Here is a 23,440-nt window from a genome sequence, read left to right as displayed (position 1 = left end):
AAGTCGGATACCGCTTTGCAAGGGCTAAGCATGCTGTTTAATTACTTGCGCGGGCACTCCCACGGCCGTGCAGTTTGCGGGCACATCGCGCACGGCCACGGCACCGGCTCCCACAATAGAGCGGGTGCCCACACGCACCTGGTTGATGACAGTGGCATTAGTGCCCAAATACACGCCCGTTTCCAGGTAAGCCTCGCCGCCTACATTGGCGTGGGGCATCAGGGAGCAGAAGTCTTCCAGCACGGCATCATGGCCAATGGTACAGCCCAGGTTTAGGAGCACATGCTGGCCTAGGCTGATGTCGCAGGTCAGGATGCAGCCCTGGCTGATGATGCTACCGGCTCCTATTGTCACTTGTTGGTAGGGCTGCCAGGCTACACTAGGGTGTATTAAGGTTGCAAACGTAAGCGGCCCGGAACTTAGCCGTGCTACCACCGCCTGCCTACTATGGCTGCTGCCCACGGCTACCACTACATGTAGCGGGCTCTTGGAAGCAACTAAGTCAGCGGTAGTACCGAGGTAGGGTAGGCCATGGATGGTGGAAGTACTAGGGGCGCGGTCATCATAAAACCCCACCACATCCCAGGTAGCGCGGGTTTCGTTGATTTGACGGGCTAGCACCAGCACCTCACGGCCCAGCCCACCGGCCCCCACAATGGCCAACTTCGGCAATGAAACAGGGCTAGTACCTTGGGGTGGGGTAGGAGTAGTATTCATGCGGAAGGAGACGAATCAGAAGCGGGAGGAGTACCGGTAAATGCCGTGGTTGTGGCCTGTCCGGGCTCCGAAATACCGTGAGCCCCTAGCACTCGGCCCACGGTGCGAACCAGAATGCGCAGGTCAAGGGCAAACGACACATGGTCTACGTACCACACATCATACGCGAATTTCTCTTCCCAACTGATGGCGTTGCGGCCATTTACTTGGGCCCAGCCCGTAATGCCGGGCCGAACGGCGTGGCGGCGAGCTTGCTCCGGAGAATATAGCGGTAGGTATTGCTCTAACAGCGGCCGAGGGCCCACTAGGCTTATGTCGCCGCGCAGCACGTTCCAGAGCTGGGGCAGCTCATCAAGGGAGGTTGCGCGCACCCAGCGGCCTAGGCGCGGGAGCCGTGCTTCATCGGGCAGCAAGTTGCCACGGGCATCGCGCGCTGAGGTCATGGTCTGGAGCTTGTAGAAGGTGAACAGACGCCCCTGCAACCCCGGGCGGCGCTGCCGAAAAAGCCAGGCACCCTTATTCTGCACGGCCAGCGCCACGGCTAGCGGTAGCAACACGGGCACCGCTACCAGCAGCAGCGGCGCGGCTAGCACCACATCAAACAGGCGCTTGCCAAAGCGGGTGTACCAGGAAGTTGCAGCACCAGACATAGCCTCAAAAATAGCCGGAAATATGCGTCGGGCTTGACTTCGGCAGGCTTCGTTTTAGCTTGCGCCACATTCTGCGTCTCTTATGCTCGTTTTCCCTAACGCCAAGCTCAACCTCGGTCTGTATATCACTAGCCAACGGCCCGACGGTTTTCGCAACCTTGAATCGGTGTTTGTGCCACTGCCTTGGACTGATGCGCTGGAAGTGCTGCCCGCGGCCGAAACCTCGCTAGCCCTAACTGGAATCCCGATTCCCGGAGCCGTAGACACCAATCTTTGCCTGCGAGCTTACGAGTTGCTGAAAGTTGATTTTGAATTGCCGCCTGTGCAAATGCACCTACATAAGGTAGTGCCCATTGGTGCTGGCCTAGGCGGCGGCTCCGGCGACGCGGCTTTCGCGCTGCGGGCCCTCAACAGCCTATTTGCCCTCGGGCTTTCGGCTGATGTGCTGGAGAGCTACGCGCGCCGGTTAGGGTCTGATTGCGCGTTCTTTATCCGAAACAAGCCCGTATTTGCCTATGAGAAAGGTGACGTGTTTGAGGATATCAGCCTCAGCCTGACTGGTATGGCCTGTAAGGTTGTGTATCCGAATCTGCACATCAGTACGGCCGAGGCGTACGCGCGCATCACTCCCCGGAGGCCGCGTCATGACCTGCGCACAGCTCTTACTCACTCCGTAGAAACCTGGCGCGACACCATCAGTAATGATTTTGAAGAGGCCTTAACTCCGCATTACCCTGTGCTCGGCAACATCAAGCAGGCGCTTTACGACGCGGGCGCCGTGTACGCTAGTCTTTCGGGCTCGGGTTCAGCGGTGTATGGTATATTCCCAGGACTAGAAATGCCGCCAAAACTGGATTTTCCGGCTGAATACCAAGTGTGGGACGGCCAATTGTAGCACACTGGTTGGTCAGGTACTAGGTTGTAAAGCCGCACCAACCGCAGTGCTTATCCCATCAGCACATCGGCGGCCTCTTTGCGCCGCACGCGGCGCTGGTTCCACTGGTCCAGCACCGGATGAATCAGTACACTCAGCAGAATCACGAGGGTGCCCAGGTAGAATTCTGTAGACAACTTCTCTTGCCCGAAGCCCGGAATCCGCAGCGTGTACATCAAAACCGCCAGCAGAATGCCGTATACGGGCTCCAGGTTGATGGTCAGGTTCACGACGAAGGCGGAAATCCGCTTCATCAGTTCCACGGAGGTAGAGAAGGCATACACGGTACACACGCCCGCCAGCACCAGGAGCCAAAGCCAATCGAAGCCGGAAAGGGCCAGCTGCAACCCTTGGCCTTCGGTGAAATAGCGGCTATACAGGGGCATGAAGAGCGCAATGCTCAGGCAGGCGCCCGTCATTTCATAAAACGTGAGGCGCAGCGGGGGGTGGCGCTTTACCAGCGTTACGTTCAGCACACTGAACAGCGCCGACAGTCCCGCTGATAGAATGGCAACCAGCAGCCCCGCCATTTGGTCTAGCTCGGCCCGGGATACTAGATATAGGCCAACCATTGTCAGCAGTCCTAGACCTACCTCATAAAACCGCACCCGCCGCCACAGCACCAACGGCTCCAGCAACGAGGTCCAGAGCGCTAGGGTGGCCATTCCGGCCAAGCATACGCTTACGGAAGAAAGGCGGGCTGCTAGGAAAAACGTAATCCAGTGGGCGGCTACTAGCACTCCTACACCGAGTAACCGGGCAACATCAGCAACCGGCACTTTCCAAGCCTGCTTGCGAGCTAGCAATAGCACCGCAAGGCCTGTGGCAGCTAACAATGTCCGCCAGAAAACCAGCTCTACCGGTGGCACCGAAATAAGCTTGCCTAGGATGGCCGTAAAGCCCCACAGCAACACAATAAAATGCAGGCGAAGGTAGTCTTTGAGCATGAGGGGAGCTGGTGAGAAACGGCGCTGGCCGTAAGAAGAAGGCCGTACTAGGTCCTCGTTATTGCGGAACTACCCGGTACAAAATCAGGCCGATGCCGGTAAACACAATACTGGGTACCCAGGCGGCCAAAAGCGGCGGCAAGGAGCCCACGGCAGCTAGGTTGCGGCTCAGAATCACGAAGATGATGAATACAAATGCCAGCACGAAACCCAAGGCAATTTGGCCGCCTACGCCGGCCCGGCTTTTGCGCGCACTCATAATCACCCCAATCACCGTCAGGATAAACATGGCGTAGGGGTAGGCGTAGCGCTCGTATTTCTCGCTCAAGTATAGCTGCGTGTCGTCGGAGCCGCGGGCTATCTTTTGGTCGATGTAGCGGTTGAGCTCGGGTAGCGTTAGGGTTTCTGCTAGGCGGTATGTGCTGGCGAAGTCCTTGGGGTACAGGTTCAGCGTCGTGTCGCGGGCGGGCAGGCTTTTTAGGGTTTCCTTTTCGCCGTTGAAGGTGCGAACCAGTTGAGGCGTGAGGTGCCATGCCCGTTTGGTCGAGTCCCAGGTAATGGCTTCAGCTGTCATGCGGCGCTTGAGCAGCGTGCCCTCAATGGTTTCGAGCGCAAACTTGTAGCCCACGTTGTTCACGTTGTCGTAGCTCTCCATGAACGCATAGCTCTTCGGCCCGATTTTGATGTGCACGTTGCGCGCATCGTAGCGGTACGGGTTCTTGATGTAGGCCTTTTCGAACTGCACGCGGGTTTTGTTGGCAATCGGAATCAGCCAGCCCGTCATGGCCATCGTCAGAATGCCCAGAATCACGCTGCCCATCACGTAGGGCAGTAAAAACCGCTTGAAGCTGATGCCCGACGCCAGCATGGCCACTACCTCTGTGCGGGAAGCCAACTGCGCCGTCACGAACACCACGGCTATAAATACCGTGATGGGGGAGAGGAGGTTGGCGAAGTACGGAAACAGATTGAGGTAGTACTCCGTCATAATCTGCCAGCCCCCGAGCTTGTGCTGCAGGAAATCGTCATTCTTCTCCGTGAAGTCAATAACGCAGATAACCGATACCAGCAGCACCACCGCGAAGAAAAATGCGGTGAGAAACTTCTTAAGAATGTATTTATCGAGGAGCTTCATGAAAGCAGTTTACGGCTGTTGTAACGAGTACTGCGAACGTAACGTGCGCTGTCGCCGGAGCCACATATACCTAACCTCTAATACAGCCAGTAAAGTACCCAGCTTTATACAAGCCGCTTGCGACGCTGGGAACATAGGCATACCGCTCAAGGTCAAAGGTGGATAAATCGTCCAGCCCTCTATAGGAGAATACGGCACTGGCCAACCATAGTAAGGCCACCAATATTCAGGCTCAGAAGGAATTGACAAGCCTGAGTAGTTGAGCTCCTGTAGTAGAGGGTAACATACAATGTGAATGATGCTCCCCATCAAATAAGTAATCAGCAGTATGCTAAGCAACTGTCCAGCTAATTGCTTATTCGACATTACAGGTTTAAGTAGCGGCCGCTTTCCTAAACTGCGAGCCAATAAACATCCTGCTAACAACACCAGAATTGCTACGCCAAACCCAATCCAAAGTGGAGCAAGTCGAAGTACTAGCTGAAGAATATCTAGTTGATGCTCTGGTATTTGAGCGGCTGGCGGGTAGTTTGTTTGAAGTGTTAGGCCAACAGAATCAGTGTCAGAATCCGACAGGTAAAACCAGCCAAATACCATATTGAGGTCGGCTGCTATGGTCAGGAGGCAATAACTGATTGGCAGTACAATCAGCAGAATCCACAGAAGGATACGAAGCAGACGATTTACGGCGGGCGACATGTTTCTCAATGACTACAGTCGGGTCATTACCTGCTTCACCATCTTGTCTTTCCACTCGCGGAAGGTGCCGGCCAGAATTTGCTCGCGAGCCTGCTTCACCAGCCACAGATAGAAGGTAAGGTTATGAATGGAGGCAATCTGGGGGCCTAGCATTTCCTTGCTGTGGAACAAGTGGCGCACGTAGCTACGCGAGTAGAACGTGCTGACGTAGCCGCCCAGTTCTTCGTCAATGGGAGTGAAGTCGTCGGCCCACTTCTTGTTGGCAATGTTCATGATGCCCTGCGTGGTGAACAGCATGCCGTTGCGGGCATTGCGGGTCGGCATCACACAGTCAAACATATCCACGCCCAGCGCAATATTCTCCAGGATGTTGGCCGGCGTGCCCACGCCCATGAGGTAACGCGGCTTGTCTTTAGGCAGAATGTCGCAGACTAACTCGGTCATTTCGTACATCAGCTCCGCCGGCTCGCCCACGCTCAGGCCGCCGATGGCGTTGCCCTCGCGGCCCTGCTCGGCAATAAACTCCGCCGACTTCACGCGCAGATCCTTGAACGTACTACCCTGCACAATCGGGAAAAGCGTTTGGGAGTAGCCATAGTGGCCTTCGGTGCTGTCGAAACGCTGTATGCAACGCTTCAGCCAGCGGTGCGTCATGTCGAGGGAGCGGGCCGCGTAGTCGTACTCGCAGGGCCAGGGCGTGCATTCATCAAAGGCCATGATGATATCGGCCCCAATGGTGCGCTGAATGTCCATCACGCCCTCGGGCGAGAACAAGTGCTGCGAGCCATCAATGTGGGAGCGGAACTTCACGCCTTCTTCCTTGATTTTGCGCGTGCCCGAAAGCGAGTACACCTGATACCCGCCCGAGTCGGTAAGAATAGGCCGGTCCCAGCCATTGAACTTGTGCAGACCGCCGGCTTTGCTGAGCACTTCCAGGCCTGGGCGTAGGTAGAGGTGGTAGGTATTGCCGAGAATAATCTGGGCCTTGATATCGTCTTTCAGGTCGCGCTGCTGCACGGCTTTTACGGTGCCGGCCGTGCCCACAGGCATGAAAATAGGCGTTTCAATAGCGCCATGGTCGGTGTGTACTACGCCGGCGCGGGCTTTGGAATGCGGGTCGTTGGCTATTAAGTCGAAGGTCATTCTGGGAAGTCGGTTGCCAGGCGCCGGTTGCGGATTTTCGGGCAGCTCGTGTTTCGTTGAAAGCACAAACCAGCACCTGTTCCTTCACTACGGGCACCTGATACAGCTGCAAAGGTACTCGCCCCACCCCGAATGCCTACTTTTGCTTTCCGATTCACTCCTGACGTTTTGCCTTTCCATCTGTCCCCGGCCCTGTGGCTGCTGCTCGCCTGCGTGCTGGTGCAAATTGCCTACGCCGCCTACTACTTTCTGCCCTTCGCCTTGCGCCCCCCGGAGCCTACTGATGGGCCGGATGCGGAGCCGGTATCGGTGTTGGTATGCGCCCACAACGAGCTAGAAAACCTGCGGCGGCTGCTACCCCTGCTGTTGCAGCAAGACTACCCCGCCGGCTTTGAGGTAGTACTCATTAATGACCGCTCCGACGATGACACGTTTCTGTATGTGCAGCAGCTTACGCAGTACTACCCCCATGTGCGCCTCGTAACCGTCAATAAGACGCCTGACGGATTGTCACCAAAAAAATATGCGCTCACGTTAGGAATAAAATCGGCGAGAAATTCCCACCTTCTCTTCACTGATGCCGACTGCATTCCGGCCACCAACCAGTGGCTCAGATACATGCAACGTGGCTTCAGTCAACCCGCCGACCTAGTACTCGGATACTCGGCCTACGCCGAGGAACCGGGATTTTTGAATAAGCTGATCCGTTTTGAAACCTTCCTGACGGGGGCACAGTATTTGTCCTTCGCGTGGCGCGGCCAGCCTTATATGGGGGTGGGGCGCAACTTGGCCTACACTCAGGAGGTCTTTTACCTAACCAAAGGGTTTGCCTCCCATATCCGCAGCCTTTCCGGCGACGACGACCTGCTGGTGCAGGATGCCGTCGCCCATGGCGCTCGGGTAGCAGTGGTAGCCCAACCCGGAGCTCATACCTACAGCGAACCAGCGCACACCTGGGGACAGTGGTGGCGTCAAAAGCGTCGGCATTTGTCGGCGGGCAGCCGCTACCGCTTGGCTGATCGGCTCCGGATTGGGACCTTTATAGGGGCCAATGTGGTTTCTTATGGCATGGCAATCGGCCTGCTGTTTTCCCGCCCCGATTGGGTACCTTTGGCTGTGGTGTGGAGTGTGCGCACCGCAATTATGCTGGCCGTGTACCACCGAGCCGGCCGCCGCCTTGATGAACGGTTGCCGTTAGCGTGGCTCCCGATCCTCGACGCTGTCTATTTTTTTTATTATCTCGCTCTGGGAATGTCGCTGTTCCTCTACCGCACCCTCCGATGGAAGTAAACAATCAGGAAAAACAGTTCTCCGCCAAAGCCAAGCATGACTTCAAGCTGATTCGCGCCGCTGTTGAGCAGGGCGATGAAAAAGCGTACGCCGAGCTGATGCAGATCTATAAAAAGCCGGTGTACCACGTGGTGCTCAAGATGGTCCGTAACCCCGACGATGCCGAGGACCTGACCATTGAGGCTTTTGCCAAGGCCTTCCGCAACCTGCACAAGTTCAACCCCGAGTTTGCCTTCAGCACCTGGTTGTTCCGCATTGCCACCAATAACTGCATCGACTTTATTCGCAAGAATAAGATCAAGACGATGTCGATTGACTCGGCCATCAAGATTGACAACGGCGACGAAATCACCATTGACTTCCGCGACCAGAACCTGAACCCGCAGGAGACGGCCATCAAGAATCAGAAAATTGAAATCATGCAGCACGTGGTATCTCGGCTGCCCGAAAAATACCAGCGCCTGGTTACGCTGCGCTACTTCGATGAGCTGAGCTACGAAGAAATTGCGCAGGAGCTGAAAGCCCCGCTTGGCACTGTGAAAGCCCAGCTGCACCGTGCCCGCGAGCTGCTCTATGACATGGTGAAAAACAAGAAAGAAATTATCTAGTGAAAAAGCCCCGCCGCAAGTCGGGGCTTTTTTTATGCCTAGGTGCTAGGGGGCGGCAGTGCTACAACCGTCGGTGGCCTTACCTTTGCTGGCATCATGGACATCATCAGCCACTACTTCCCGCACCTCACTGACCACCAGCGCCACCAGTTTCAGCAACTCGAAACCGAGTTTCGAAGCTGGAATGAACGCCTTAACCTGGTGGCCCGCACCGACGTGGACAACCTCGCGGAGCGGCATTTTCTGCACTCACTGGGTATTGCCAAGGTAGTAGAGTTTCCGGCGGGCGCTTCGGTGCTGGATGTGGGCACGGGCGGCGGTCTACCCGGCTTGCCGCTGGCCATTTTGTTTCCGGAGGTGAAGTTTCACCTCGTAGACAGCATTGGTAAGAAAATACATGCCGTGCAGGAAATGGCCCACGCCCTGCACCTGACCAACGTAACGGCCGAGCAAATCAGGGCCGAGCAGCTGCGCACCAAATACGACTTCATTGTGAGCCGCGCCGTCGCGCGCTTAGCCACCTTCCACACCTGGATTGCTCACCGCTACAAGCCTAGCACCTCGCCTCTCAACGGCCTCTATTACCTGAAAGGCGGCGACCTAACGGAAGAAATCGAAGAATCGGGCTTGAAAGCTACCGTGCACGAACTCAAGGATATCTTTCAGGAAGAGTTTTTCGAAACCAAGAAGGTAGTGTTCGTGCCAGTTCCTTCGGCTTAATGCTAAGGAATGCCTAGTAACACCAACGCCTCCGGCTAAGCTTGCAGAAGCCCTACCGGAGGCGTTGGTGTTATTAGATGCCTATAGCTGCTAAGCCGGTGTTTCGGCGGTCAGGAAATCTACAGCGCGGCGCTCAGAGTAGTAGTCGCCATCGGGTGAGCCTTCTGCAAACCCTACGTGGCCGCCATCAGAAGGTGTTTCGAGGTACACAAACTTACTTGCCGCGGCTACCTCGCGCGGAAAGCAAGAGGGAGGCAGGAAGGGGTCGTTTTCGGCGTTGACGATTAGCGTGGGCACCTGAATACCGCTGAGGTAGCGGCCGGAGCTAGCGTGCTCATAGTATTCATCGGCCGACTTGAAGCCGTGCATGGGGGCCGTATAGCGGTCATCGAACTGCGGGAAATCCTGTAGCTCATCGAGGCCAGTCAGGTCCACTTGGTCGGGTAGGAGGGCTGCTTTTTCGCGCATTTTGGCCCGCAGCGTTTTCATGAAGCGGTTCAGGTAGATGCGGTTTTCTAGCCTAGCAATTTGCTGAGAGCTGGATTTCAGATCCGTCGGAACCGAGAAAACGGCGGCACGCTGCACTTCGCGCGGAATGCGGGCGGGGTTTTCACCCAGGTATTTCAGTGTGACGTTGCCACCCGCTGAGAAACCCGTCAGGAACACCCTCCGGTAACGGGCCTTGCCTAGGGCATAGCGCACCACAAAGTCCAGGTCGTCGGTGTCGCCGAGGTGGTAGGAGCGGAGCAACCGGTTCATTTCACCGCTGCAGCTGCGGTAGTTCCAGGCCAGAGCATCCATGCCAGCGTGGTTAAGGGCCCGCACCATGCCGCGCACATACGGCCGGCCGGCGTCGCCCTCCAATCCATGCGACACAATGCCCAGCGCATCAGTTGGCTGCCCATTAACCGGCAGCCTCGACCAATCCAGGTCCAGAAAATCACCATCGTCGGTTTCTACCCGCTCCCGCTGGTAGCGTACCTCGGGCACCGCGCGCCAGAGGCTAGGGACGATGGTTTGCAAATGACCATTAAATAGATAAAATGGCGGCCGGTAGGGAGAGGTAGTAACGAGAGGCATGGTGGCGCAAGCTAGAGGTGAAGGCTCGTTGGGCAAAATACTATACGGAGAAAGAAGTAGGCATGCATACAATTGCGGCGTAGCATATCGTTTCATTGTAGCTTGTCCGCAAAGGCTATGAACTTACTAGGCTACCAAATTGGGCAAGCCGCTGATAGCTGTAAGCTCTTGGATTCTAAAGTCTGAACTGTTGGGAATAGGGGAAGGTTCTCTTCTAAAAATGCATAAAATTATTGACTTGTTTTCATGGTATGATCGTATAAATGTGTCCTGATCAACACATTCTTTCTGTATGAAAACAACAAAAGTAATTCCACAATTCTTGGTTGCCAGCACCTTGCTGTTTGGCACCGCCTGTAGCACCAGCAACACCGGAACGGGGACAAGTGCTACTACCTCTGGAAGTACTATGGAAACCGGTTCCGCCATGGATGCCACCAGTGGCTCCTCGGTTAGCGGCGCGGGATCTACCGGCACGAATGCCGGCGCCACTTCTACTAGCAGCACTGGCATCAGCAGCCCCGGTACCAGCGGCACAATGGCCATTAGCGGCTCCGGTGGCAGCAATGCTACCGATGCTACTGGCAGCGCTGCCGGCGCCGATATAAATGCCACCTACATGGCTTCCTTCGCCACCATGCAGGACCCCGTATTTTTGATGAATGCGGCCAGCAGCAACATGCTGGAGATTCAGATGGGTAAGATGGCTGTGCAAAAATCGACTAATGCCGATGTAAAGCGCTATGGCCAGATGATGGTGGACCACCATACCAAAGCTACTCAGGAGCTCCAGACGGTGGCCTCGCCATTAGGGGTAACGCTACCACAAACCATGCTACCTGTGCACCAAGCCATGGCCGACCGACTCATGAATAAGACGGGCAAAGACTTTGATGAAGCTTACATGGATGCCATGGAAACAGCGCATAAGATGGACATTGCCATGTTTGAGGTGAAAAGTAGCGGGGCCCAAATGCCCGCCGTGAAATCCTTTGCTACCAAAACACTGCCTATGTTACGCTCGCACCATACCATGGCCGACGAACTAGAAAAGAAGGTAGATTAACCTGATATGCAGTTTCGACCTATCCGGCTGCCCACTATGGCAACCAACCTGAGGTGCTAAGTGAAGCGCAGCCTCCCGCACTAGCCCTAGCTCGTGTGCTCATTGCACGGGCTAGGGCTAGTGTTTCAAGTGGAAACTGCGTTAGTGCGACTAGGCTACCTAAGTTGCCAAACCGCCAGGGGGCACGTAGTATGCGGATTTAGGGCATAACTACAGGCAAGCCCGCTAGGAGGTAGCAGCTATTCCTGCAGTCAATAATGAAATGGGTGTTTGCTATTTCAAAGCAAAGCTTTACCTTTGCACTCCTCAATTGAACTGAATTCGAGCAGAAGACCCTTTTCATATCCCATGGCAAATCATAAGTCGGCCCTCAAGCGCATCCGTTCCAACGAAGCTAAGCGCGTGCTGAACCGTTACCAGGCTAAATCTACCCGCACCGCTATCAAGAAGCTGCGTGGTACCACTGATGCTACTGCTGCGCAGGAGCTGCTGCAGAAAGTATCCTCGATGCTGGACCGCCTGGCCAAGAAGAACATCATTCACAAGAACAAAGCCGCCAACAACAAGTCGAAGCTGGCTAAGTTCGTGAAGTCGCTGGCTGCGTAAGCAGACAATCGGCGCTCTGCTCTATATACACAAGGCCCTGGGCGCAAGCTCAGGGCCTTGGTGCGTTTAATCTCATGTAAGTGGTGCATTACTACAACTGCATAGCCACCCAAAACCTAGTGTAGGTTCTGCCAAGGAAGGGTTGACCGACAAATCGGGGCTAGTAACTGCGCATCTGGTGCTGAAGCGTGCTGCTGTAGCAGCAATAAAAAAGCCCGGGCAACACCTGTTGCCCGGGCTTCTCAGCTAACTAGACCTAGTAACCTAGGCCACGCTTACTTTCACCATGTTGGTTTTGCCTTTCTCATTGATCGGCATAGAGGCCGTGTTGATAAACACGTCGCCTTTCTGCAGGTGGCCGGTGGTAGTCAGAGCATACTTGATGTCTGAAACCGTGCTGTCGGTGCTTACCATGCGGTCGTAGTAGAAGCCACGCACGCCCCAAATCAGGCTCAGGGTAGTAAGCAAGGGGCGGTTATCCGTGAAGATAAAGATGTTGGCTTTGGGGCGGTACTTGGCAATCTGGAAGGCCGTGTAGCCGCGGTGCGTCATGCCGGTAATGGCTTTGGCTCCGGTATTCTTGGCCAAGTGGCAAGCCGCCGACAGTACGCTGTCTACCATGAAGGTAGGAGAGCTAGGGTCGATGGGGAACCAGTGGTGGTAGAGGCTAGGCATGCGGCTCTCCACGCTCAAAATAGTCGCTACCATCGAGCGGATAACCTCCGCCGGGTAAGCTCCTACGGCCGTTTCAGCGGAAAGCATCACGGCATCAGCGCCATCAACCACAGCATTAGCAACGTCGCTGGTTTCAGCACGAGTTGGGCGCGGCGCCGTAATCATGCTTTCCATCATTTGGGTGGCAACAATTACGGGCTTGCCCACCTTGTTGCACTTCTCCACGATGAGCTTCTGGGCCATGGGCACCTCTTCCATCTTCACCTCTACGCCCAGGTCGCCACGGGCTACCATTACGGCGTCGGTCAGGGCAATGATTTCGTCGAGGTTTTTGAGGCCTTCGGGCGTTTCGATTTTGGCAATCACCTGCGCGCTCTTGCCGCTTTCGGCAATCAGGCTCTTAATAAAGCGGATGTCCTCGGCGCGGCGGGCAAAGGAAAGCGCAATCCAGTCCACATCGTTTTCCAGACCAAACTTTAGGTCTTCAATGTCCTTTTCCGTCATCGACGGAGCTGATACCTCGGAGTCAGGCAGGTTGATGCCTTTGCGGGGCTTTACCGTGCCGCCATAGATTACTTCTACATCTACTTCCTTGTCGCGGTCAGTGGCCAGTACGCGCAGCTCAATCTTGCCATCATCGATGAGAATCATGTCGCCGGGCTTCACGTCGCGGGCTAGGCCCAGGTAAATCGTGCTCAGGCGGGTAGCCGTGGTGGTTTCTTTCTCACCGCACACCAGCTTGATCTTGTCGCCGGCTTTAATTTCAACGGAGCCGCCTTCTACCTCACCCAACCGGATTTTGGGGCCCTGTAAATCCTGGAGCAAGCCCACGTTCATGCGCATGTCCTTATTAAGGCGGCGCACCGTGTTGATTACTGACAGGTGGTCTTCGTGGCTGCCATGAGAAAAGTTAAGCCGGAATACGTCTACGCCTTCCCGCATCAGCATGCCTAGCTTCTCGTAGGTATTAGAGGCGGGGCCAACGGTGGCAATGATCTTGGTTTTATTAAAATGCGGACGAGTTTCCATGTGTATTTTTTGCGTTCTGGAATTTCTGAAAAGGGCAAACATGCAGCATCCTGAGCCGGACCAAAGGCCTGCTGCTTAAGGCATAATCGGTTTAGACCAACAGGGTGCCTAGTACAGAGGCCTACGTTACGCTCAGGATGGCGGAGGTATTCAGGCTCAAAAGAGCAGATTTTCTTTGAATTTAAGGTCATTTGGGTCAAACTGGCTGACCAGTTGCACCTCAGGCAGCGCCGACAGCTGCACGAGCAACTCTTTGGGCGAAAGTAATCCGGAGCCGCTGCTTACCTGTAGCAGGTAATCGTACTCTTTAATATCGGGGGCTAGAAAGGGCTTTTTCAGCGGCGACGGATCAAGGGAACGGTTGCGTAGCAGGCGTAGCGTGTAGTGCTCTGTAGCGTGCATATAGTTGCTGATGACTAGGCGGCCCTTCGCCAACAAGTCATACACAATGTCCTGTTGCTTAACCAGGCGCAGGTGCAACGCCCGGTTCAGTACCCAGGCCAGCGTGTGCTCCCGCGTTGAGGAAACAAGCCCGAACAGGTCGAACTCGCAGTCGTATTCCACATCCAGCGTAAGGGTTTTCATGGGCGGCGGCAAAGGAAAGGAAACGCAAAAATAAGCACCGCAGTACCCCCACGGAACTCCCCTGGCCATAATCTTGTACCCGGAAGATTAGGGGGATGAAGTTTGACAATGTTAGCGAAGATGGTGTTATTTGTGCCGAGTTTTCCTTAAACCCCCACGGAAATGTCTGAAATTGCAGAAAAAGTAAAAGCCATCATCATTGATAAACTCGGCGTAGAAGCTTCGGAAGTTACTCCAGAGGCTAGCTTCACCAACGATCTGGGCGCTGACTCGCTGGATACCGTAGAGCTCATCATGGAGTTCGAAAAAGAATTCAACGTGTCTATCCCCGATGATCAGGCCGAGAATATCGGTACCGTGGGCCAGGCTATCAGCTACCTCGAAGAGCACGCCAAGTAATTCGCGGCACGCTTTTCTACCCTTAAAGTGCTTACCGGCCGGCCTGCCGCCGGCCGTTTTGCTTTTCTACTGATTTCCTTTCTTTCGCTTCTCTGAGCCAGCCTATGTCTCTTCGGAGAGTTGTCGTGACCGGCCTGGGTGCCATAACCCCGCTGGGTAACACTGCCCCCGCATATTGGGAGGGCCTGCAAGCCGGCGTGAGCGGGGCCGCCCCCATCACCCGATTCGATGCCAGCAAGTTCAAGACTCGCTTCGCCTGCGAAGTGAAGAACTATAATCCGGATACGTACTTCCCCACCAAGGAAGGCCGGAAGATGGACATCTTCACCCAGTTTGCCCTGATTGCTGCCGATGAGGCCATTAAGGATGCCAAACTGGACGAAGAAGGCATTGATAAAGACCGGGTAGGAGTTATTTGGGGCTCCGGTATCGGTGGTCTCACGTCCCTGCAAGCCGAGTGCATTGCCTTCGCCAACGGCGACGGTACCCCGCGTTTCAATCCTTTCTTCATCCCGAAGATGATTGCTGACAGCGCGTCGGGCAACATCTCTATCCGGCACAAGTTTCGCGGTCCAAACTTCGTAACCACCTCGGCCTGCGCTTCTTCTTCTGACTCTATCATCTCGGCCTTCAATTACATTCGCCTGAACATGGCTGATGTGGTAGTGACGGGTGGCTCGGAGGCGGCTATCACCGAATCGGGGGTAGGCGGCTTCAACGCCCTCAAGGCCATGAGCGAGCGGAACGACTCCCCGGAGTTAGCCTCACGCCCCTATGACAAGGAGCGCGACGGCTTTGTACTGGGCGAAGGAGCTGCTTCGCTGATTCTGGAGGAGTATGAGCACGCCAAAGCCCGCGGCGCCAAAATCTACGCCGAGCTGATTGGCGGGGGTATGTCGGCCGATGCCTACCATATTACGGCTCCGGACCCTGAGGGTAACGGCGTAGTACTGGTAATGCAGAACGCGCTGCGTGATGCAGGTATTAAGCCGGCTGATGTTGATTACATCAACACCCACGGCACCAGCACTCCACTAGGTGATGGAGCCGAGGTAAAAGCCATCCAGAAAGTGTTTGGCGAAGATGCCTACAACCTGAACATCAGCTCGACTAAGAGCATGACGGGGCACTTGCTAGGCGGTGCGGGCGCTATTGAAGCGGTAGCCTGCATTCTGGCTATGCAGCACAACGTGGTGCCACCTACCATCAACCACTTCACCGACGACCCGGAACTGGACCCCAAGCTGAACTTTACGTTCAACAAGGCGCAGCCCCGCGAGGTGAACGTGGCCATGAGCAACACCTTCGGGTTTGGCGGCCATAATACGTCCGTCATCTTCCGCAAACTCCGCGACTAATGCCCAGGCCCGGTCAGCCCCTGCCGTTGTTCGGCTTTTTTCGCCGACTGCTGGGTCGTGACCGGGCCTTCCGGCAAGCTATTGCCACCCTCACGGGTCACACGCCCGATAATGTGCGCCTGTATCAGCTGGCCTTTACGCACTCCTCGGTAGTGCGCCAGCAGGGTGACCAAGCGCGCCACCAAAGCAACGAGCGCCTAGAGTTTCTGGGTGATGCCGTGCTAGGCACGGTGGTAGCCGAATACCTATTTCGGAAGTTTCCATATGAGCAGGAAGGCTTTTTGACGGAGATGCGCAGCCGCATTGTAAATCGGGAAAGCCTCAATGCCATTGCCCTCAAAATTGGGCTAGATAAGCTGGTGCAGCTAGATGCAGCCCAGGGCCGCGCGGCCAGGTCTCGCTCCGTAAATGGCAACGCCCTAGAAGCCTTAGTGGGCGCAGTTTATTTAGATCAGGGCTACAAAACGGCCCGCAAGTTTGTGCTCAGCCGCCTCATCAAGCCCTATGTGGATGTGAAGGCCATGACGCAAACCACCACCAACTTCAAGAGCAAGCTGATTGAGTGGGCCCAGCGCAACGGCAAAAACCTGCGCTACGACCTTACCGGCGAAGCCCGCCCCGGCGGCGTAATGGAGTTTTCGGCTACCGTGCTACTAGATGAGAATTCAGTGGCAACCGGCATGGGCCTCTCCAAAAAGCAAGCCGAGCAGCTAGCCGCCGAGCGCGCGCTGGAAGTACTAGGGGTGTAGGAGTAACACAATGAGAGGTTGCCTGCATTTTCTGGCCTTTTCTCTGCTGATTACATTCGGACTTGGAAGTTTGTACTACATATACGATGTATGGCAACGGGTCGAAAAGCCTGTTGTGGTAATTATGCGTTCCAGCAATGAAGACTGCGACAGTGAATTTCGTTGTGTTTGGAGGATTGAGAACGTTGTAGAGGGACACCTGACAACAGCGCAAACTACTTCTCTTTGCTATCTAATGAACAGCAAAAGGAGCTACAGCAAGCGTGATAGCACAGAATGGATTAGAGTGGAAGGAATATATACCAATGAAAATGGGCAGTCTTTCTATGCTGATTGCAGAGGAACCCTACGGTTTTATGATAACTCTGTAGAGGTTACTGCTTCTTCACATTTCAAGTAGTTGTAATGTGTCCTCTGCAGGCTAAAATCATAACAACGACATAGCCTGTAGAGGGCGTAATGTTTTCGTGGAGGGCGCAGAGGGCAACCCGAACCGGGTAAATGGAGTTGATTTGCAGAATAAACTTCTTTCCTGACTTATGCGAATAGCCGGCGCCGCCCTCAACCAGATACCTTTCGACTGGACTCATAACCTACGAACCATCCGCGAAGCCATTGAGCAAGCCAAAGCTGCTGGCGTAGAGCTGTTGTGCCTGCCCGAGCTGTGCCTCACCGGCTACGGCTGCGAAGACCTGTTTCTGAGCGACTGGCTCCCGGAGTCAGCGCTGGCGCACTTGCAGCAAATCCGACCCTGGACTGACGGCATCTGTGTGGTAGTGGGCTTGCCGATACGCTTGAGCCACCGGACCTACAATACGGCTGCGGTACTACGTGATGGGCAGATTCTGGGCTTTGCCGCGAAGCAGTTTCTGGCCAATGATGGTGTGCACTATGAGCCGCGCTTCTTCTACCCCTGGCCTGCTGGCGAAACCACCACCGTGCAGTGGGAAGGGGAGGAGTGGACCCTTGGCGACATGATATTTGAGCACAAGGGGGTTAAGTTCGGCTTCGAGATTTGTGAGGATGCGTGGCGGCCCGATGAGGTGCGGCCTGCGGCCCGTTTGCGGGGCCGAGTGGATATGATTGTGAATCCCTCGGCCAGCCACTTTGCCATGAGCAAAACGGACCTGCGCTATAAGTTGGTGCTGAATGCCTCACGCAACTTCAACTGCACGTATCTCTACGCCAATTTACTAGGCAACGAAGCCGGCCGGATCGTGTACGACGGCGAGATTCTGGTGGCGCGCAATGGGCACTTGCTGCTGCGCAATCAGCTCATGAGCTTCAAGGAAGTAGATATGGAATGCGTGGATGTGGATTTCACCACCGAGCAAGTGCGCGCTGAGGAAATTCAGCCGTTGCCCGTTCCGGATGAGTACCGGGAGCTAAATCAGGCGCTGAGCTTGGCCTTGTTTGACTACCTGCGTAAAGCGCGCAGCCGTGGCTTTGTGCTGAGCCTAAGCGGGGGCGCCGACTCTGTGATGTGCGCCGTAGCCGTGGCAGAGCTGGTGCGCCTAGGCACCACTGAAATCGGAACCGCGGAGTTTATGCGCCGCTCCGGCTGCTTTACCACCGAGGAAATCGAGCGACTAGCTGGCCCGGCGGCTCCAACCCCTGATCAGAACACGCCTGGCCCCAAGGATGCCTCCCACTCGGAGCCTAGTCCCGATCAGGCCGCCATCAACAAACAGCTAACCCGCCGCTTGCTCACGTGCGCCTATCAAGGCACCGTTAATTCTTCCGACGATACGTTTAACTCAGCCAAAGAGCTAGCCGATTCCATTGGAGCCGTGTTCTACAACTGGACCATTGATGACGAAGTAACCGGCTACGTAGGCAAAATTGAACATGCCTTGGGCCGGGAGCTTACCTGGAAAACCGACGACTTAGCCCTGCAAAACATTCAGGCCCGGGTACGCGCCCCTAGCATCTGGCTGCTGGCCAACGTGCAAAATTGCTTGCTCATGACGACTTCGAACCGCTCGGAGGCTAGTGTGGGCTACTGCACCATGGATGGCGACACGGCCGGCTCCATCTCGCCCATTGCCGGCGTAGATAAGGACTTCGTTAAAAAGTGGCTGCGTTGGGCCGAAACCGAGCTAAACTACCCGGCACTGCGACATGTGAATAGTTTGCAACCCACTGCCGAGCTGCGCCCCCTGGAAGACAAACAAACCGACGAGCGCGACCTAATGCCATACGTGCTGCTCAACCGCATCGAGCGCCTAGCTTTCTACGACCGGTTAAGCCCTAAACAGGTGCTAGCAACGTTGGTGCAAGAAACCCCCGATGCCGACGCCGAGCAGCTGAAAACTTACGTGAAGCGTTTCTATAGCCTTTGGAGCCGCAACCAGTGGAAGCGCGAGCGGTACGCACCGGCTTTCCACCTCGACGATTACAACGTAGATCCGCGCTCCTGGCTGCGCTTCCCTATTTTGAGCGGCGGCTACACGGAGGAGTTGAATCAGTTATAGGTGCCAGGTAGCTGAGGCTGCGGTAGAAGGCAGGATGTTTTTTATATTTCTATTTCAGTACTAGGTAGTTGAAAGAAATATGGCCGCATTGGCGCAAGTTTTACGCGCCAATGCGGCCTAAGCAGATGTACCCTCAGTCGTCACCGGAAAAACCGGGTGCTGTCAAGGTGTCGTTTTTACCGTTCACTTCTCGCTTCGCTGGTGTATACCCTTCCGCTGCCTGTCGCTCACCGCGTTGTTTCTCCTGAGCACTGCTCCGCTGGTTCTATCGATGCTGAGTTGGTAGCGCAGTTGCAACAGGGAAGCGAAGAGGCGTTTCGCACGCTGGTAGAACGGTATCAGCATCGTATTTACCGCACCGTGCTGGCCCTGCTTCGGTCGCCGGAAGATGCCGAAGACGTAGCTCAGGAAGTGTTCGTGGAAGTCTACCGAACCATCGGCCGGTTTCGGGGTGAGGCGGCCCTGAGTACGTGGCTGTATCGGTTGGCCACTTCGCGGGCTCTGAAACACCAGCAACGGGCCCGCGCTCAGAAGCGCTTTGCCTATTTCACCAGTCTGCTAGGCTTCGACAACCAGGTGTTGCACGAGCCGGCTGATCATGCGCACCCGCAGGCGCAACTAGAGGGGCAGCAGCAAGTAGAGGTGTTACGCGCCCACATTGCCCGCCTGCCCGCCCAGCAACAGGTAGCCTTCACGCTACGCCACGAGCAGGAACTGAGCTACGAGGAAATAGCAGCGGTTCTCAACACTACGGTGCCAGCCGTAGAGTCGCTGCTGTTTCGCGCCCGCAAAACGCTCCGCAATCATCTTAACCTTCTCTAGCGCCATGCCTGATTCTGCCACTCGCCTCACTCCCGATGAAGAATGGGAAAACCTGCTGCACCAATGGCGTACTCAGCAGCATCCCCAACCGCGGCCTTTCTTCTACAATCGGGTGCGCGCCCGGCTTACTGGCGAGGCAGCAGTGGCGCCTCAGCTGCTGCCTACCTGGCTGCGCTGGCCCAGCTACGCCGTTATGCTGGGGTTTATACTGCTGCTGAGCGGCGACGGCGCTGTGGTGCGCTCCGGTGAGCCAGCCGGCCAGGCGCAAACCTATCCGGGCGGCCGATAAGCCTGTTTACCCGCTCACTGCTGGGCCTACTTACCATATTCCGCGCTTGCCTTGGCGTAACACTATAGGCACAGCTGAAACCCTTTCCGTACTTTCGGACCTCTAATCCTTTCTTTCTGCTTATGAGTTTCCTGAGCGCCATTCTGTGGAGCCCCAATCCTATCCTCGCGGAAATCGGGCCGCTAACCCTGCGTTGGTATGGCCTGCTGTTTATGTCGGGCTTTGTGGTAGGCACCTTTATTCTGGGCCACGTCTACAAATCCGAGAAGGTGTCGCCACGCTGGGTGGATGTCATTACCATTTATGTGCTGCTGGGTACCGTGCTGGGTGCCCGTCTTGGCCACGTGTTTTTCTATGATTGGGCTTCTTACAAAGACCAGCCCTGGGAAATCCTGAAGATCTGGCATGGCGGCCTGGCCAGCCATGGTGCTACCATCGGTATCATCTTCGCGGTGTGGCTGTTTAGCCGCAACAACAAGTTTGATTGGCTTTGGACGCTCGACCGGATTGTGCTGGTAGTAGCCGTAGGCGGCGCCCTCATTCGGATAGGTAACCTGATGAACTCCGAAATTGTAGGCCGCCCGACCGATGTTCCCTGGGCCTTCGTGTTCCCGCGCGACGTAGAGCACCTGCAGAAAGCCACCGCCGACCAAGCCGTTCCGGCCGGTTCTGTAGCCGTACAGCGGGCGCGTCAGGCCGATGGCGAAGTAACCTTCGAAACGCAACCAGCCGGCGCTACTGTGGCCTCCGGCACGGAGGTAGCCGTACCGCGCCACCCCACTCAAATTTACGAGTCGCTGTTCTGCGTAGTGCTGTTTGCGCTGCTCTACAGCATGTGGAACCGCACCAAGGAGCGCACGCCGCGCGGTCAGCTGTTTGGCTTGTTTGTGGTGCTGCTGTTCTCGTTCCGCTTCCTAGTAGAGTTCCTCAAGGAAGACCAGGTAGCGTTTGAGCAGGACATGAGCCTGAATATGGGCCAGTGGCTGAGCGTACCGCTGATTTTCATTGGCCTGTGGGTAGTATGGCGCGCCGGCAAAGACCCGCAAAACCCCTACGGCTACGCCCCGCGCGACCTGGAGGAGGAAGAAGCCAAAGCCGCTATCCAGACTCGCTAGGGTAGAACTGGCCCCCAACCCCATCAGCATACAAAAGCCCCTTGCTCATGTGAGCAAGGGGCTTTTGCTTAAGTGGCTACCTAGTAAACTAGGGGCGACGATTCACGGCGTTCAGGTCTTCGAAAGCCGACTTCAGGCGCGTAACGAAGGTTTTTTCGCCTTCCCGCAGCCATACGCGCGGGTCGTAGTATTTCTTATTCGGTGAGTCTTCGCCGGTGGGGTTACCAATCTGGCTTTGCAGGAAGCCTTCGTTCTTCTGATAGTAGTTTTTGATACCATCCCAGAACGCCCACTGCAGGTCTGTGTCGATGTTCATCTTGATGGCGCCGTAGCTGATAGCCTCGCGGATTTCCTCCTGCGACGAGCCCGAGCCACCGTGGAACACGAAGTTGATGGGTCGCTCGTCCTGCAGGTTGTACTTCTCCTTCACAAACTCCTGCGAGTTTTTCAGGATAACGGGCTGCAGCTTCACGTTGCCGGGCTTGTACACACCGTGCACGTTGCCGAACGCCGCCGCAATAGTAAAGCGCGGGCTAATTTTGCTCAGCTCCTCGTAGGCGTAGGCCACTTCTGAAGGCTGGGTGTAGAGCTTGCTGGAGTCCACGTCGGAGTTGTCCACGCCGTCTTCCTCGCCGCCGGTTACGCCTAGCTCAATTTCCAGGGTCATGCCCATTTTGGCCATGCGCTCCAGGTACTCTTTGCACACTTCAATGTTCTCCTCAATCGGCTCTTCCGAGAGGTCGAGCATGTGCGAGCTGAACAGGGGTTGGCCGTACTGCGCGAAGTGCTTTTCGCCGGCTTCCAGCAAGCCATCAATCCAGGGCAGCAGCTTTTTAGCCGCGTGGTCGGTGTGCAGAATCACGGGTACACCATAGGCTTCGGCCATCAGGTGCACGTGCTGCGCGCCCGAGATGCCGCCGGCAATGCTGGCCTGCTGCTTATCGTTGGGCAAGCCTTTGCCCGCGAAGAACTGGGCGCCACCATTAGAAAACTGAATAATAACCGGCGAGTTTAGGTCTCGGGCGGCTTCCAGCACGGCGTTTACCGTGTCGGTGCCCGTTACGTTCACGGCGGGCAGCGCGTAGCCATTGGCTTTGGCGTGTTCGAAGAGCTGCTGCACTTCGTCGCCGTGCAGCACGCCGGCGCGCAGGCCGGTGAGGGTGGTTTGTTCAGCCATTGGTTGGATGATGGTGACGCAGGCTAGGGAAAGGCCGCGCCGGGTTTTGGTATCTAAAGCCAAACTTAAGGAAAGAATAGGGCCCATCCACAGCCTAACCTCCAACAGAAGAAAACCTTCTGCTGCAAGCCGCCCTGGATAGGCCCCGAAACGTGAGCATTCTGGCCCTAAAACGCGTATTTATACAAAGCCCCCTGTTCGCTGCTAATATAAAGAGTGCCGTCGTCGGTGAACACGGCGCCTTCGGTCTGGCCGGCACCTTTCAGCGAAATCCGCTGGGGCGTTGCCTTCAGCAGTTCTTCAAAGCTGCCGCCTTCCAGCACAAACATTTCCTGGCGGGCTAAAAGCACCAACCGCTTACCGTTCGGGCTAAGGGCAGCATCCGTTACTTCACCCGGAATGGCTAGCTTGGTAACGGCTTTTGCCGTGTAGAAGCCCGGCTGATCGGGCACGGAATACACTTTGCTGGTCTGGCCCTGGCCCCGGTCTTTGGTAAACAGATAGATGTTGCCAGCGTGCCAGAGGGTAGCCTCACAGTCGAAGTTCTGGTCGGCTTTAGCCGGCGGAAAATCCTGCTGATCGGGGTACTTTAGCTTGATTTCCTGGACTTGCTTGGGGTTACTAGGGTTGAGGCGATAGATAACTAGGTCGCGGCGGTTGTTATTGTTGTTACCCACGTCGCCGATATAGAGGTTGCCCTGCGGGTCGCGCGCAATACTTTCCCAGTCGTCGCCTTCCACCGGAACGGGCAGCTCGCTGAGCGTGCGGCCCTGGGCATTAATCTTAAAGAGAATGGGGCGCGCGCCTTCGTCGCCGTGGGTGTAAAAGGTGTTGGGAGCGCCGGCCAGGGCCAGCCCCGAGCTTTCGGGCACGCCATCCATATTGCCTAAGCGAGTAAGGTTGGCGATATCTGCCACGCCTTTTCCTTTCTTACCCTTCTTCTTGCCCGATTTTCCACCTGACTTCTCGCCTACTTCGCCCCCCATCGGCTCGTCGGCCGCGTTTTTGGTTTGAGCTTCGGAACAGCTGCTGAGCAGAAAGGCCGCCACAGCGGCGGCAGAAAATAAAGTGCGCATAAAGAGGTGGAGCAAACTGAAAAAAATGCTGCTGCAGCTACGCGCTACAACAGCAACACAACCGCTTATACGAGGAAAGAGTGAAAGGGTGAGGTTT

General features: G+C 55.8%; 23 protein-coding genes. 13 read left to right on the top strand and 10 right to left on the bottom strand.

Translation table 11 applies throughout. The features are described from left to right. Window positions 1-24: 24 nt before the first annotated feature. A complete protein-coding gene (locus ACYVHC_RS06475; RefSeq protein WP_460612849.1) occupies window positions 25-717 on the bottom strand; it encodes an acetyltransferase in 693 nt (230 codons plus the stop codon). Beyond that, entirely contained in the window at window positions 714-1,367 is a 654-nt protein-coding gene (locus ACYVHC_RS06470; protein ID WP_460612848.1) for a sugar transferase, read from the bottom strand. Before ACYVHC_RS06470 ends, ACYVHC_RS06475 begins: the two co-directional genes overlap by 4 nt. Before the next feature lie 82 nt (window positions 1,368-1,449). On the opposite strand from ACYVHC_RS06470, the gene ispE reads away from it, so the two are divergent. After that, entirely contained in the window at window positions 1,450-2,262 is an 813-nt protein-coding gene (ispE, locus tag ACYVHC_RS06465) for a 4-(cytidine 5'-diphospho)-2-C-methyl-D-erythritol kinase (RefSeq protein ID WP_460612847.1), read from the top strand. A gap of 50 nt (window positions 2,263-2,312) precedes the next feature. Here ispE and ACYVHC_RS06460 read toward each other — a convergent pair whose 3' ends face one another. From ACYVHC_RS06460 to tgt, 3 genes are all read right to left on the bottom strand, one after another. Continuing rightward, window positions 2,313-3,248, bottom strand: a complete 936-nt coding sequence (locus ACYVHC_RS06460; protein WP_460612846.1) for a DMT family transporter — start codon at window positions 3,246-3,248, stop codon at window positions 2,313-2,315. A gap of 58 nt (window positions 3,249-3,306) precedes the next feature. Continuing rightward, on the bottom strand, window positions 3,307-4,383 hold the full coding sequence (locus tag ACYVHC_RS06455; RefSeq protein ID WP_460612845.1) for an LptF/LptG family permease: 1,077 nt from the start codon (window positions 4,381-4,383) through the stop codon (window positions 3,307-3,309). A gap of 711 nt (window positions 4,384-5,094) precedes the next feature. Beyond that, the gene (gene tgt, locus ACYVHC_RS06450; protein ID WP_460612844.1) at window positions 5,095-6,225 is read right to left on the bottom strand and encodes a tRNA guanosine(34) transglycosylase Tgt; all 1,131 of its coding nucleotides are present in this window, start codon (window positions 6,223-6,225) and stop codon (window positions 5,095-5,097) included. 132 nt (window positions 6,226-6,357) lie between these two features. Between tgt and ACYVHC_RS06445 the strand changes: the two genes are divergently transcribed. From ACYVHC_RS06445 to rsmG, 3 genes are all read left to right on the top strand, one after another. After that, window positions 6,358-7,515, top strand: a complete 1,158-nt coding sequence (locus ACYVHC_RS06445) for a glycosyltransferase family protein (RefSeq protein ID WP_460612843.1) — start codon at window positions 6,358-6,360, stop codon at window positions 7,513-7,515. Then, the gene (locus ACYVHC_RS06440) at window positions 7,506-8,123 is read left to right on the top strand and encodes an RNA polymerase sigma factor (RefSeq protein WP_460612842.1); all 618 of its coding nucleotides are present in this window, start codon (window positions 7,506-7,508) and stop codon (window positions 8,121-8,123) included. Before ACYVHC_RS06445 ends, ACYVHC_RS06440 begins: the two co-directional genes overlap by 10 nt. Before the next feature lie 96 nt (window positions 8,124-8,219). After that, complete coding sequence (gene rsmG / locus ACYVHC_RS06435; protein ID WP_460612841.1) at window positions 8,220-8,843, top strand: 16S rRNA (guanine(527)-N(7))-methyltransferase RsmG; 624 nt, start codon at window positions 8,220-8,222, stop codon at window positions 8,841-8,843. 90 nt (window positions 8,844-8,933) lie between these two features. Here the strand turns inward: rsmG and ACYVHC_RS06430 are convergent, their stop codons facing one another. Next, the gene (locus tag ACYVHC_RS06430; protein ID WP_460612840.1) at window positions 8,934-9,923 is read right to left on the bottom strand and encodes a YheT family hydrolase; all 990 of its coding nucleotides are present in this window, start codon (window positions 9,921-9,923) and stop codon (window positions 8,934-8,936) included. 409 nt (window positions 9,924-10,332) lie between these two features. On the opposite strand from ACYVHC_RS06430, the gene ACYVHC_RS06425 reads away from it, so the two are divergent. Continuing rightward, window positions 10,333-10,989: a DUF4142 domain-containing protein gene (locus ACYVHC_RS06425; protein WP_460612839.1), complete on the top strand. Its 657-nt coding sequence runs from the start codon at window positions 10,333-10,335 to the stop codon at window positions 10,987-10,989. A 348-nt stretch (window positions 10,990-11,337) separates the two neighbouring features. After that, complete coding sequence (gene rpsT, locus ACYVHC_RS06420; RefSeq protein WP_460612838.1) at window positions 11,338-11,595, top strand: 30S ribosomal protein S20; 258 nt, start codon at window positions 11,338-11,340, stop codon at window positions 11,593-11,595. Between the two features lie 264 nt (window positions 11,596-11,859). Here the strand turns inward: rpsT and pyk are convergent, their stop codons facing one another. Continuing rightward, window positions 11,860-13,299, bottom strand: a complete 1,440-nt coding sequence (gene pyk / locus ACYVHC_RS06415; RefSeq protein WP_460612837.1) for a pyruvate kinase — start codon at window positions 13,297-13,299, stop codon at window positions 11,860-11,862. Window positions 13,300-13,455: 156 nt separating this feature from the next. Continuing rightward, window positions 13,456-13,884 carry an IPExxxVDY family protein gene (locus tag ACYVHC_RS06410; protein WP_460612836.1) on the bottom strand — a complete coding sequence of 143 codons (429 nt, stop codon included), beginning with the start codon at window positions 13,882-13,884 and terminating at the stop codon, window positions 13,456-13,458. A 162-nt stretch (window positions 13,885-14,046) separates the two neighbouring features. Here ACYVHC_RS06410 and ACYVHC_RS06405 point away from each other — a divergent pair, with 162 nt between their 5' ends. The 7 genes from ACYVHC_RS06405 to lgt all read left to right on the top strand — a co-directional run bounded on the left by ACYVHC_RS06405 (window position 14,047) and on the right by lgt (window position 21,090). After that, window positions 14,047-14,283 (top strand): acyl carrier protein, encoded by a 237-nt coding sequence (locus ACYVHC_RS06405; protein ID WP_019948606.1) that lies wholly within the window; start codon window positions 14,047-14,049, stop codon window positions 14,281-14,283. Window positions 14,284-14,387: 104 nt separating this feature from the next. Continuing rightward, window positions 14,388-15,641, top strand: a complete 1,254-nt coding sequence (gene fabF, locus ACYVHC_RS06400; protein ID WP_460612835.1) for a beta-ketoacyl-ACP synthase II — start codon at window positions 14,388-14,390, stop codon at window positions 15,639-15,641. Continuing rightward, window positions 15,641-16,390: a ribonuclease III family protein gene (gene rnc / locus ACYVHC_RS06395; protein WP_460612834.1), complete on the top strand. Its 750-nt coding sequence runs from the start codon at window positions 15,641-15,643 to the stop codon at window positions 16,388-16,390. The genes fabF and rnc overlap by 1 nt, the downstream gene beginning before the upstream one ends. A 539-nt stretch (window positions 16,391-16,929) precedes the next feature. Continuing rightward, window positions 16,930-18,864 carry a glutamine-dependent NAD(+) synthetase gene (nadE, locus tag ACYVHC_RS06390; protein ID WP_460612833.1) on the top strand — a complete coding sequence of 645 codons (1,935 nt, stop codon included), beginning with the start codon at window positions 16,930-16,932 and terminating at the stop codon, window positions 18,862-18,864. A 201-nt stretch (window positions 18,865-19,065) separates the two neighbouring features. Beyond that, entirely contained in the window at window positions 19,066-19,686 is a 621-nt protein-coding gene (locus ACYVHC_RS06385; RefSeq protein ID WP_460612832.1) for an RNA polymerase sigma factor, read from the top strand. Window positions 19,687-19,690: 4 nt separating this feature from the next. Continuing rightward, window positions 19,691-19,975, top strand: a complete 285-nt coding sequence (locus ACYVHC_RS06380) for a hypothetical protein (RefSeq protein ID WP_460612831.1) — start codon at window positions 19,691-19,693, stop codon at window positions 19,973-19,975. A gap of 122 nt (window positions 19,976-20,097) precedes the next feature. Beyond that, window positions 20,098-21,090, top strand: a complete 993-nt coding sequence (gene lgt, locus ACYVHC_RS06375) for a prolipoprotein diacylglyceryl transferase (RefSeq protein WP_460612830.1) — start codon at window positions 20,098-20,100, stop codon at window positions 21,088-21,090. Window positions 21,091-21,178: 88 nt separating this feature from the next. Here the strand turns inward: lgt and fbaA are convergent, their stop codons facing one another. Both fbaA and ACYVHC_RS06365 read right to left on the bottom strand, forming a co-directional pair. After that, window positions 21,179-22,267, bottom strand: a complete 1,089-nt coding sequence (gene fbaA / locus ACYVHC_RS06370) for a class II fructose-bisphosphate aldolase (protein ID WP_460613135.1) — start codon at window positions 22,265-22,267, stop codon at window positions 21,179-21,181. A 167-nt stretch (window positions 22,268-22,434) separates the two neighbouring features. Then, window positions 22,435-23,343, bottom strand: a complete 909-nt coding sequence (locus ACYVHC_RS06365; protein WP_460612829.1) for a hypothetical protein — start codon at window positions 23,341-23,343, stop codon at window positions 22,435-22,437. Window positions 23,344-23,440 lie beyond the last annotated feature (97 nt).

The sequence above is a fragment of the Hymenobacter seoulensis genome, from assembly GCF_054780535.1.
This window is presented reverse-complemented; position numbering and strand designations above follow the sequence as displayed.